General features: G+C 59.0%; 9 protein-coding genes. 6 read left to right on the forward strand and 3 right to left on the reverse strand.

All coding sequences use genetic code 11. The annotated features are described in order from the left end of the window. Nucleotides 1–37 precede the first annotated feature (37 nt). Nucleotides 38–907: an acyl-CoA thioesterase II gene (gene tesB / locus PSAKL28_RS03535; protein WP_038606666.1), complete on the forward strand. Its 870-nt coding sequence runs from the start codon at nucleotides 38–40 to the stop codon at nucleotides 905–907. Next, nucleotides 904–1,497 carry an HAD family hydrolase gene (locus PSAKL28_RS03540; RefSeq protein ID WP_038606669.1) on the forward strand — a complete coding sequence of 198 codons (594 nt, stop codon included), beginning with the start codon at nucleotides 904–906 and terminating at the stop codon, nucleotides 1,495–1,497. The genes tesB and PSAKL28_RS03540 overlap by 4 nt, the downstream gene beginning before the upstream one ends. A gap of 71 nt (nucleotides 1,498–1,568) precedes the next feature. Here the strand turns inward: PSAKL28_RS03540 and PSAKL28_RS03545 are convergent, their stop codons facing one another. The 3 genes from PSAKL28_RS03545 to PSAKL28_RS03555 form a co-directional block, all read right to left on the reverse strand. Next, entirely contained in the window at nucleotides 1,569–4,043 is a 2,475-nt protein-coding gene (locus tag PSAKL28_RS03545) for a TonB-dependent siderophore receptor (protein WP_084589065.1), read from the reverse strand. 104 nt (nucleotides 4,044–4,147) lie between these two features. After that, the gene (locus PSAKL28_RS03550) at nucleotides 4,148–5,095 is read right to left on the reverse strand and encodes a FecR domain-containing protein (protein ID WP_038606672.1); all 948 of its coding nucleotides are present in this window, start codon (nucleotides 5,093–5,095) and stop codon (nucleotides 4,148–4,150) included. After that, nucleotides 5,096–5,596, reverse strand: coding sequence for a sigma-70 family RNA polymerase sigma factor (locus tag PSAKL28_RS03555; protein ID WP_038606675.1), 501 nt, complete (start codon nucleotides 5,594–5,596; stop codon nucleotides 5,096–5,098). A 141-nt stretch (nucleotides 5,597–5,737) separates the two neighbouring features. On the opposite strand from PSAKL28_RS03555, the gene PSAKL28_RS03560 reads away from it, so the two are divergent. The 4 genes from PSAKL28_RS03560 (at nucleotide 5,738) to PSAKL28_RS28050 (ending at nucleotide 12,245) form a co-directional block, all read left to right on the forward strand. Next, entirely contained in the window at nucleotides 5,738–6,748 is a 1,011-nt protein-coding gene (locus PSAKL28_RS03560; protein ID WP_038606678.1) for a zinc-dependent alcohol dehydrogenase family protein, read from the forward strand. Nucleotides 6,749–7,022: 274 nt separating this feature from the next. Next, the gene (locus PSAKL28_RS03565) at nucleotides 7,023–8,276 is read left to right on the forward strand and encodes an aromatic amino acid transport family protein (protein ID WP_051939156.1); all 1,254 of its coding nucleotides are present in this window, start codon (nucleotides 7,023–7,025) and stop codon (nucleotides 8,274–8,276) included. A gap of 356 nt (nucleotides 8,277–8,632) precedes the next feature. Then, entirely contained in the window at nucleotides 8,633–11,326 is a 2,694-nt protein-coding gene (locus tag PSAKL28_RS03570; protein WP_038606681.1) for a toxin VasX, read from the forward strand. 337 nt (nucleotides 11,327–11,663) lie between these two features. Beyond that, nucleotides 11,664–12,245 (forward strand): hypothetical protein, encoded by a 582-nt coding sequence (locus PSAKL28_RS28050; protein WP_257011847.1) that lies wholly within the window; start codon nucleotides 11,664–11,666, stop codon nucleotides 12,243–12,245. Nucleotide 12,246: the final 1 nt, after the last annotated feature.

The raw sequence follows: 12,246 nt of genomic DNA on the forward strand, positions 1-12,246 counted from the left end.
ATTTGTCGCAGTTGCGCATTGCTTTGGAGAATCTTGAATGAGCCACGTGTTGGACGATCTGGTCGACTTGCTGAGTCTGGAAGCCATTGAGGAAAACCTGTTCCGCGGACGCAGTCAGGATCTGGGTTTTCGCCAGCTGTACGGTGGCCAGGTACTGGGGCAGTCGTTGTCGGCCGCCAGCCAGACGGTCGAAGAAGCACGCCATGTGCATTCATTGCACGGTTATTTCCTGCGTCCGGGTGATGCGACGATGCCGGTGGTTTACTCGGTTGACCGGGTACGCGATGGCGGCAGTTTCAGTACCCGGCGGGTGACGGCGATCCAGAAGGGCCAGCCGATCTTTACCTGCAGCGCGTCGTTCCAGTATGACGAAGAGGGTTTCGCCCACCAGACGCAGATGCCTGCGGTGGTAGGTCCGGAAAACCTGCCTTCGGAAGTGGAGCTGGCCCAACGCATGGCCGACCGTCTACCAGAGGCGATCCGCGACAAGATGCTGTGCGCCAAGCCGATCGAAATGCGCCCGGTCACCGCAGAAGACCCGTTCAATCCCAAGCCGGGCGAGCCGGTGAAGTACATCTGGTTTCGTGCTGACGGTAACCTGCCGGACGTGCCTGCACTGCATAAGTACATGCTCGCCTATGCTTCGGACTTCGGCCTGTTGACCACCTCGTTGCTGCCGCATGGCAAATCGGTGTGGCAGAAGGACATGCAGGTCGCCAGCCTCGATCATGCGCTGTGGTTCCACGGCAATCTGCGCGCTGACGAATGGCTGCTGTATGCCATGGACAGTTCCTGGGCGGGTAATGCCCGCGGCTTTTCCCGTGGCAACATCTTCAACCAGGCGGGGCAACTGGTGGCTTCGTCCTGCCAGGAAGGCCTGATCCGTCAGCGCAAGGACTGGGCATGAGCCTCAAGGATATTCGTCACTGGGTGTTCGACATGGACGGCACCCTGACCGTCGCAGTACATGACTTCGCGGCCATTCGCGAGGCCCTGGAAATTCCGCCGGCGGACGACATCCTTACCCATCTGGCGGCGTTGCCTGCTGCCGAAGCGGCGGCCAAGCATGCCTGGTTGTTGGAGCATGAACGTGATCTGGCGATCGGTTCGCAGGCTGCGGTCGGTGCCGTGGAACTGGTACGTGAGCTGGCCGGACGCGGCTGTAAGCTGGGGATCCTCACCCGCAACGCGCGGGAGCTGGCGCATGTCACGCTGCAAGCCATCAGCCTGGCCGACTGCTTTGCCGAGCCGTACGTGCTCGGACGTGATGAAGCGCCACCCAAGCCGCACCCCGGTGGCTTGTTGAAGCTGGCTGAGGCGTGGGATGTGGCGCCGGCCGAGATGGTCATGGTCGGTGATTACCGTTTTGACCTCGATTGCGGTCGTGCGGCGGGGGCCCGGACCGTCCTGGTCAACCTGCCCGACAATCCATGGCCGGAATTGGTTGACTGGCATGCGGCGGATTGCCGGGCGTTGCAGGCGTTGCTTCGAGGTTGAAGCCTATCGCGGGGCAAGCCCGCTCCCACCGGTGACATTCGGTGGGAGCGGGCTTGCCCCGCGATGAACACTCAGAAGTCCCAGCGCGTGGTCAGCATCACATTGCGCGGCTCACCATAGTAGGTGGTGTCGAAGTTGCCCAGCCCGCTCAGGTAACGTTTGTCGAACACGTTGTTGGCGTTGACCGTGAAGCTCAGGTGCTCGTCATACTGGTAGCGGCTCATCAGGTCGACCAGGGTATAGCCGCCTTGCTTGATGTAGGTGTAGTCGTTCACCGCACCGCTGTAGATCTTGCCGTAGAACGCGCTCTGCCAGTTCACTCCACCACCGACAGTTACCTTGTCCAGCATGCCTGGTAGACGGTAGGTGGTGAACACACGCACTAAATGCTCAGGTTTGCTGGTGCTCATCGGGAAGCCGTAGATGTGTTGTTCGTCGGCATCGCGGGAGCGGGCATAGGTGTAGCCGGCCGAGAGGTTCCAGCCTTCCATCAGCTCACCAGCAACTTCCAGTTCCAGGCCCTTGGTGGTTGCGCCGCTAGTGGCTTTGTAGATGCCTTCGTTGGTGAGCGGGTTGGAGCCGATCGACTCGGCGACGTTGTCCTGCTCGATACGGAAGAAGGCCAGGCTGGCATTGAGTCGGCCGTCGAAGTAAGCCGCCTTCAGACCGGCTTCATAGCTGTCGCCTTCGACCGGGTCGAGAGTGGCGCCGTTGGCGTCCTTGTTGCTCTGCGGCTGATAGATCGAGGTGTAGCTGGTGTACACCGAATAGGTGTCGTTCAGGTCATACACCACGCCGGCATAGGGCGTGACCACGCCATGCTGTTTGTAGCTCGCGGAGTTGTCGGCGAAGACAGTCGGGTTCAGACCGTCGTAATCATAGTTATCGTGGTACTTGAAGGTGCTGACACGGGTACCGAGGATCACCGACAGCTCATCGGTGGGGCGCAGGCGGGTGGCGATGTAGGCGCCGTTCTGGCTTTTCTTCTGCTCATACTTGCCGTTTTTCGGGAAGTCCGGCACGCCGATGTGACCGTCCCAGTCGAAAATGCTGCCCGGCACCATAGCGAATTCACTGGTGTCCCAGGTGCTGCCGGTCTGGCGTGAGTGGGCAGTGTTATAACCGACGACCAGATCATGCTGGCGACCGAACAGGGTGAAAGGTCCGGAGAGGTTCAGGTCAGCAGAGTTCTGTACCCGATGACCTTCCCAGCGCCCCCAGAAGAAGAACATGCCGTTGCCGTCGCGGTCCGGCGAGCCGCCACTGGCCGAAGCCAGGCGGGTGTCGTGATCGCTTTGCAACTGGTTGACGCTGAACTTGAGTGACCAGTCGTTGGCCAGTGCCTGTTCCAGGGAGGCGAAGTAGGTGCGGTTCTGGAAGTCGCGACGGCTCCAGTCGGCGCCCGGGTTGAACGAACGGGAGAAATCCGTACGGCCGCCGTCGGTAAAATACACCGGGTTGCCGGTCCAGGAGGTACCGCGCGGGGTGGTGTTCTGCTGGTCGATGCCGACTGTCAGCAGGGTATCGGGAGTGATGTCGGCTTCGAGAATGCCGTAGTACACCTCTTTCTTCTGCTGGTAGTGATCCTGATAACCCTTCTTGTCCTGTTGTGCGCCGACAAAACGGCCGCGCAGGGTGCCGCTGCTGTTAAGCGGTCCGGAAACATCGCCTTCGCCGCGATAGTTGTCCCAACTGCCGGCACTGCCGGTGAGCGAGGCCTGGAACTGTGCGGTGGGTTTCTTGCGGATCAGGTTCACCGTCGCGGACGGATCGCCGGAGCCGGTCATCAGGCCGGTCGCACCCTTGAGTACTTCGACTCGGTCGTAGATGGCCATGTCGACATGGGCAGTGCCCTCGTCATAAACACCGTCATAAATGGTGTTCACACCATCGTACTGGTAGTTGGTGATGACCAGGCCGCGACTGGTGAATTCGGTACGGTCGCTGTCGTAGGTCTGCGCCGATACACCGGGGGTATTGCGCAACACATCGGAGATGCTCTGGGCGCCCTGGTCATCCATCAACTGGCGAGTGACAACGGTGATCGATTGCGGCGTTTCGCGAATCGACAACGGTAGCTTGGTTGCGGTCCGGGAGGCGGCGGTGGTGTAGGAGCCGGTGTTTTCCGTGGTTTCGCCGAGGAGCTGGCCGTTGATGCTGGTCGCCCCCAGCTCCAGGGCGTCACCGTTGCCGGCCGGGATCAGTACATAGCCGCCATTGCTCTGACGCTGGGCCTGCAGGCCGCTGCCCTGCAGCAGGCGCGCCAGACCTTCCTCTACCGAATAGTCGCCCTGCAGCCCAGCCGATTGCTTACCTTGGGTTTCACGGGCATCGAACGACAGGGTGATGTTGGCGCGAGTAGCGAACAGGCTGAGGTTGGTGCCCAGTGCCCCCGGAGCGATCTGGAAATTTTTGCTGGCGCTCTGTGCCATGGCCTGCGCCGGCAGCAATGCCAGCATCGGCAGTGGCGCCAGGGTCAGGCCGAACAACGCCAGGTGAACGGCGCGAACCAGAGGGCGGGGTGCCCGGGGGCAAATGCGGGTCATGCAGGTTTTCCTTCGATTGGCTGGGCAGAGGTGCAGCTGAATTTGCTGCTTTAACTGCGTAGCCGAATGAGAATGAAAATCGGCAACCCTTTTATTGAAATTATTCAGACCGCTTCGATGCTGACCCAATAGCGGGTCAGGTAGCGCACCTTGACCGGTAACGAGGCGCTGAGGTTTTCCAGAATGGTGTCGGTATCGTCGATGCGAAAGGCGCCGGACAGACGCAAATCGGCAATGCCTTCGGCGCAGCGCAGCATGCCCGGGCGATAGCGGCGCAGCTCGCTGACAAAATCAGCCAGGCGCCATTCGATCACCGTCAACATCCCTTGGGTCCAGGCACCGGTGCCGGGTGCAGCGCTATGGGCGCTACCGATCTGCCGCTGATCGAAGCTGACCGATTGCCCGGCGTTCAGGCGCAGCATCAGCAGCGGGTTATCCACAGGACGGATCTCCACCGCGTGCTGCAACACGCTGACCCGGCTCTGGCCGTCGTCGCTGCGCACACTGAAGCGCGTACCCAGGGCGCGTACGCGGCCCTCGGCGGTCTGCACTTCGAAGGGCCGGGCGGCGGGATCGCTGGCGGTCTGCACCATGATCTCGCCGCGGTACAGGCGTAACTGGCGCTGCAGACCATCAAAGTGAATATCTACGGCGCTATCGGAATTGAGTTCGAGCTGGCTGCCATCGCTGAGCCGGACCTGGCGCCGTTGCCCCTTGGCGGTACGCAGTTCGGCCATCAGCGCCAGCGCCGGGGTGCTCTCATGCACGCTCCAGCCGGTGGCGCCGACGGCCAGGAGCATGGCCAGGGTCTTTAGCACGGCACGACGGCGCGCCCGGACGCCAGCCAGGGTCGGCAGGGCGACATCGGCCGGCAGGCTGCCAAATTGGCGTTGCAGCTTTTCCACCCGGGCCCAGGCCTGGGCATGCGCCTGGCTTTTGCCCAGCCAGTCCTGCCAGGCTTGCAGTTGGGCGTCACTGGGCTGCGCCGCGTTGAGCTGGACATACCAGGTGGCAGCGGCTTCGAGGGTGCGGTAATCCAGAGCTTGAGCCATTCAGTCGTCCGTCAGCAGCAGGCAATGGGTCATGGCGCGGATCAGGTGCTTTTTCACCGTGGTGACCGAAACCCCCAGGCGCTCAGCAGTGGCGACATAGCTCAGGCCTTCCAGTTGCACCGCGAGGAAGATGCGGCGGGTGCGCTCACCCAATCCGTCGAGCAGGGTGTCGACAGCCACCAGAGTTTCGAGGATCAGCAAGCGCTTTTCCGGTGAATCGGCCATCCGTTCCGGACGGCTTGCCAGCTCGGCAAGATAAGCCTGCTCCAGTGCCTTGCGGCGGAATTTGTCGATCATCAATGCATTGGCGATGGCACCCAGATAGCTGCGCGGCTCGCGAATGGTCTGGGCATTGCGCGCGGTCAGTACCCGGATAAAGGTGTCCTGGGCCAGGTCAGCAGCATCGCTGGCGTTGCCCAGGCGGGCGCGTAGCCAGCCTTTCAGCCAACCGTGGTGTTCGCTGTAGAGCGTGTGCAGAGCGGCATGATCGGGAGCGGGCATGAACGGCAACTAGCGCAGTAATTGATAATTACTCGCATTATGGTTGTTTGTCTGGATATTTCGCAAGAGCTGGCGCTTGACCGCTGCCAAGTCGAGGCAAAGACTGATCAGCTATTTACCCGATCCAACCAGGAGGTTCGCATGACCAGCAAGGCTATTTATGTCCAGGCGGGCGGTGGTTACGACAAGGTTCAAGTCGGTATCTGCGAGGCAGCCGCACCCAAGTCTGGCGAGATTACCGTTCGTCTGCACGCCAACTCGCTCAACTATCACGATTTTGCCGTGGTCAGCGGCATGTGGGGACCGACCGAGTCGCGCATCCCCATGGCTGACGGTGCCGGTGTGGTTACTGCTGTGGGTAGCGGCGTGACGGAGTTTGCTGTGGGTGATGCCGTGGTCAGCACCTTCTTCCCCGACTGGCTCGACGGCCAGGCGCTGGTGGAAGGCTTTGCCACAGTGCCAGGAGACGGTATCGATGGCTATGCCCGCGAACTGGTCACCGCGCGTGCTACGTCGTTTACCCATGCCCCCAAAGGCTACAGCCATGCCGAGGCGGCGACCCTCACCACCGCAGGGCTTACCGCCTGGCGCGCGCTGATGGCCGACGACTCACTCAAGCCGGGCGATACCGTGCTGGTGCAGGGCACTGGCGGTGTTTCGATCTTCGCCCTGCAATTCGCCAAACTGGCTGGCGCCACGGTGATTGCCACCTCGTCCAGTGACGAGAAACTTGAACGCCTCAAGGCCATGGGCGCCGATCACCTGATCAACTACCGCAAGACGCCGGCGTGGGGCGAAACGGTGCGCCAGCTCACGGGTAATCGTGGGGTGGATCACGTTATCGAAGTGGGCGGCCCGGCGACCCTTGAGCAATCGATGATCGCCGCGCGGATTGGCGGGCACATTTCGCTGATCGGAATTCTCACCGGGGTCGCCGGCCAGCTGCCGCTGGTGCAGGCACTGGTACGCCAGATCCGCTTGCAAGGGGTACTGGTCGGCAGCCGAGCCCAGCAGCAGGCGATGGTGCGGGCAATCGATGCCAACGGTTTGCGTCCGGTGATCGACAAAACCTTCGCTCTGGAACAGATCGTCGATGCGTTCCGTTACCAGGAAAGCAACCAGCATTTCGGCAAGATCTGCCTGGAATTCTGATCGTACTCGCTTGCGAGGCAGCCCGACCTTGGTCGGGCTTGACCTCTGCGTTACAACGTTGAAGATCGCTAACCACCTGCTTTTAAACAAATTTCCTGAAATCTCGGTTCACACTCTCACACATTCGAATGAATGTTATTTCGAACATCATGTGTGATATTTTGCCCGCCGCTCGAAAAATCCATGGCACAGAGCCATCGCCCAGGCGATGGGCCTGTGACGCATCGTTTCAGGTGCTTCCGGTAATAAATATAAATACGCAGTGAGTGTGATCATGAGTGCAAACCCCAACATCGCCGTGGGCGGTGCTGACGCGTCCGTTTCCGAATCATCGGGCCTTGAGGTCAAACGCCTGACCTTCGTCGAGGCCGTAGCGATGATCGTCGGCACCAACATCGGTGCCGGCGTGTTGTCGATGGCCTATGCCAGCCGTCTGGCCGGTTACATGCCGCTGCTTTTGTGGCTGGCGGTTGCCGGTGTCTTCACCACCATCTCCATGCTCTATGTCTCGGAAACGACCTTGCGTACCCGCAGCCATCATCAGTTGAGCGGCCTGGCGCAACGCTATGTCGGCTCCTTCGGTGCCTGGGCGATCTTCCTTTCGGTGGCAGTCAACAGCATCGGCGCCTTGACCGCCTACATGAGCGGCAGCGGCAAGATCCTCAGCGAGTTCTTCGGTATCAGTCCGGCGTTGGGCAGCCTGCTGTTCTTCCTGCCTGCGGCATTTGTGCTGTACCTGGGACTGAAGGCGATCGGCAAGGGTGAAAAGTTCATCAGCATCGGCATGGTCTCGATGACCCTGGTGCTGGTGATTGCGACACTGATCAACGAGCGCACCGACTTTGCCAACCTGTTCGAGGGCAGCTGGATCTACATGATCCCGGTGTTCAACATTGCCGTGTTCTGTTTTTCGGCGCAGTACGTGGTGCCGGAAATGGCTCGTGGTTTCAGCCATGCACCCAAGCGACTGCCCGTCGCAGTTATCACCGGGATGGTGATTACCTTCATCCTGCTGGCGATCGTGCCGATGTCGGTGATTGCCCTGAACGGCCTGGAAAACCAGACCGAAGTCGCCACCCTGGCCTGGGGCCAGGCTCTTGGACAGTGGGCGTTCTACACCGCCAACACCTTTGCCTTGTGCGCGATGATGACGTCTTACTGGGGCCTGGGCGGCAGCTTCCTGACCAATATCTTCGACAAGTTCAAAAGCCTGGGCTCGGAAAGCAACCCCAAGAACCGTCTGTTGGTGCTTGGCATCGTCTGCGTACCGCCGTTCATCCTGGCTTACAGTGGCATGGTCGGCTTCGTCAACGCCCTGTACTTCGCCGGGGTGTTCAGTGGCGTGATCCTCTCGATCATGCCGATCCTGATGCTGCGTTCGGCGCGCAAGAACGGTGACATTGTTCCGGCCTGGCAGTGCGGCTGGATCGCCCATCCGCTGATCCAGGTACTGGTGGTGATTCTGTACCTGTGCAGCATGGCCTATGCGATTGCCAGTGCACTGGGCTGGTTGCCTGGGGGCTGGTAAGGCTGCGCTTACTCAGCCGTACGATAAAGGCCCGCGCGATTGTCGCCCGGGCCTTTTTTATGTCGCGTCCTTACGGGCGCAGACCGTGGGCTGCTAGCGCAAAACATTTTGAGATAGAGACAATTCCTACGAACTTCAGGATGCGTCTGACATCAATTCCCTTGCGACCTTGTTAGCGTGCGCTGAAATTTGAGCTGCCCAGGTTATGGCGTGGGCAACGCGTTTTACTTTCAATTTTCAGCTTAAGGATAAGCGCATGTTCGCGCCGGCCAAGGCTACGCTCTAGCGGCACAAATCACCTTGCCCGATGCGCTCATGCACGTGCTTAGCTTGCTAGCGAACACGGAGCACCATTCATGAGTCAACAGGATCAAGCCCCTTACGGATCGTGCCCGCTGCTTGCTGCGGTATTGCCGTTGCGCTATGCCTTGGGGCCTACGGCGGCTGTCGATGTCGGCGCCTATGATCTGCCGCCACTGAACTGTCAATTTCCTGAGCTTGGCCCGCGCCATCCTGACGTCAGCGGGCGAGCGCTTAATTACACCTCGCGCTTGCTGCGTGATGGTTGGCTCTACGTTTGGGAAAGCACGCCAGCCAAACTGGTGGAATATCAGGTCGAATCGGCCCAACTCACGCAAACCTCACGGGCCGGGCGGGTAATTGATACCCGAACCCAGCCCCACCTGCTGCTCAGGGCAGGCGAGCCTGCCGGTTTGGTGTGGTCGCCGGTGCGCTGGAGTGAGCCGCAGTATCAGGCTGCCAAACAAGACCCCGCCGTGCGCCAGCGCATCATGCGCACCTTTGTGCCGGGTGTGGCACCGTACAGCGGCCAGATTGACGCGATCAAAAAGCATATTGGCGAATACCGCGATGCAACGCGCTACGGCTGGAGCAGCGAGCCTGAAACGGAACAGGCAATGAACTGGCTGAACGTGCAAAAGCAGATGGCGCGCTGCGACCAACATACTTACGCGGTCATTGATGATGCCTGGGGTGTACTGCTCGATCTTGCCGCACTGATGCGCGCCCGTAAGGCAGGGTTTGACAACTATCAGGAACATCACGCTGACGAATGGGCTATTGCGGATGTTTTAAAGTCGTTGATGAATAGCGACGCGCAACTGAAAGCGCAGTTGCGCTTGATCACTCGCTATGAGGAGCTGAACCGCGTCTGGGACGATCAGGACACGCAGGCATACAACTATACCGTCGACATGCGCCGACTGGCGCAGCTCTGGGTCGACTGGTTCAACACCTTGCAGATGAATGGCCCGTCCAGTATGGACACCGCCTGTGGCCACTTCGACATTACGCTGCCTGCCAGTCGCGAGGCACTGGAGGTGCATTTCGCTGCCGCCTGCCTGGGCCCGGCGAATACAAGTACCGGTGCCAAGGCTATAACGTTAAGCCTTGAAGGTAACACACAAGGCAAACCCTGGTTGCTCTGGGCGTTGCTGGGGTTACCCAAAAGGCTGGGCGTTGGCGAAATCAAATACCTCATCGATCTGAGTGATACGGCCCACGACAATGGCGCATCGCTCAAGGACGGCGTCACTCAGCTGACTAAAGCCTTTGGTTATGCAGAGGCAATGAACAAGACGGCTGAAAAGCTCAGTCAACGTGCGCCGGCCTCCAGTATTGAAGCCCTGTTTCTAGCCCTCGCACCGGTTGCCGGGCTGCACTTGCATCAAGCGGAAAATGCCGCCAGCACCGCCGGACGCATTTACATGGCCGCCGCATTGGCCCGCAGTGGCCAGCGCATTCAGACCTTGGGCATCACGCCGCGGCAACTGGGCGAGTGGTACAGCGACCTGATAGGCACCCGCAACACCCTGCCCGCCAGACTTAACGTTGCTCCCTTGGCCAGTGCGGTAAGCGAAAGCATCCCGTTTATGCACCTGGTACCGGCGAGTACCAAGCTGCCGCCATTGCCGGTCAACCTCGCAGCGGGTGCTGATCTGGGTAGTGTGTTTGATTTGAAAGGGGCGTTGAGTAAGGCGCCGATCAAGTCGATTGTGACGTTGGTGGCGGGGGTGAATTTTGCTTGGGCGGGGAAGACATTCGTTGATGATAAAACGGCCAAAAGTGCCTTTGGGGCATTCGGTGCCCTATTTGGAATAGGGGCAGCAGTGGCAGCGGTAGGTCAACGAGTGGCCGAGGTTAATTGGGAATCCGCGGCCCGGCAGAGCGGTAGCACCTCAATTTCATCTCGGCTATTTTTGGCCAAGGCTTTGGAGCGCGCCGCCAACTCGGCTTTGGCGCAAAGCATCTTTCTGGCGTTCGACGTCGTGCTCTATGGGGTAGACGCCTTTGAGGCCTACAAAGCAGGCGACTTTGACACCATGTCCGCGAACTTGGTTGTGGCTGGCGCATCGCTGGCCAGCATCAAGATTCAGGTCCACGCATTCCGGGCATTCCGAGCCGCACGGGCTGCAGTGATAGCTGGGGATGCGGCGGCTATTGCCAGGGGGCTCAACGTGGTGCCACACCTAGGGGCCAAGTTACTTGGGCTCGCGACAGTTATTGTCGGTGGAGTGATTGCTCGGGTCTACACAACAGATACTCCGCTCGAACAATGGGTCAAGAACAGCTATTTCGGTATTAGAGCGAATAAGGACTGGGCTCATAGCTATGCGCAGTCCATGGAAAGGTTATATCCCATTCTGTTTCCGGTCAGCATTGATGCCTATCGGCTAGCAGAACTCAACCCTTATCAAGGGCAGGTCTTTTCCACTTACCTACTGCTGAAACTGCCCGGCGAGAACGTAGAGCTGATGGACGACATGATCCACTTTAAAGGGCAGGAAATTTGGGGCGACACACTCGGGCATTACACCGATCAAATCATAAAAGTCGAATGGACAGGTAGAGACTTTGCTCGACATAGCGGCACCCGCATTCCTATACAGGCTGGCATAACGCTTTATCGCCGAGTATACCATGAAGTTGGTGTTAGAGACTTACGACGTATAGAGGGCGAATTAATTTTCTCCCCACGTGAAGGACTGACGCTGCCTGCGGTTAACATTACGGAACTTGCATGGATATGAATGCGCCAGAACATCAAACGTACACCGTAATACTTGAGGCGGATAAATCGACGGGGGAACAGCCGATGGAATTGTTTATCGTCGACGAGCACACCGAGCATTACTTAACTTTACAAGCAGGCGGTGACTTTGACCGAGGACGGTTGACAGGTGTGTTGGCAGGAACAGGAGGGATAGGAGGGATAGGGCTTGGGCTATTCAGTTTTTTGCAAAGTGGGGATCTTGAAGGTCTGAATATAATGCTCGCCATAGCTATCCCTTTGTGTGGTATTCCTTTCTATGGGAAACACTACGTCCACTGCCTCTACCCATTCTGTTCAATCGCCGCACCCGAGAAGTGTACTTCGATCACGACGGCGAATTATTCCATACTCCGTGGGATGGCATTCTCGCCATAGCCAATGAGTTTCAGTTGGTCGGAACCCATATCGGAAGCATTCAGAACGCTTCACTGGAAATCAGGGTGTGGAAATTCGAAGAACCGGAGACAGCCCTGATGATCAGCTTGGGGGCGCCGTTCGGAAAAACACTGGCGCTGCAAAAGGGCTTTTGGGAATACATCCGTTCCTATATGAACAACGGCCCTTACTTCGACGAACACGGTAATCACAGTGAGTCGGATGCATTCGTCAAAAGCCAGTTGGCCGTGCGATTCAAAATGAGCGACAGTTTCAAGCACACCCTGGAGCAGATAAAACAGGCGAAAAAGGAAGCGGGCGGAAGGAATTACTTAGGCGCCGATGATGTTGCAAAGCTCATAATAGAACCAATGCTCTACCCCCAGGATCGAATCAAGGAACTCACCTACAGCATTGCAAAACGCCGCTCCCGCAACCGCTGGCCCAGCCTTGTTACCGAACGTCTGAAACCCAATGGCCCCACCAAGCGCCTTGTTGATCTTGAGTGTGAGCGGCACTGAG

It is taken from the genome of Pseudomonas alkylphenolica, assembly GCF_000746525.1.
Classification (GTDB): domain Bacteria; phylum Pseudomonadota; class Gammaproteobacteria; order Pseudomonadales; family Pseudomonadaceae; genus Aquipseudomonas; species Aquipseudomonas alkylphenolica.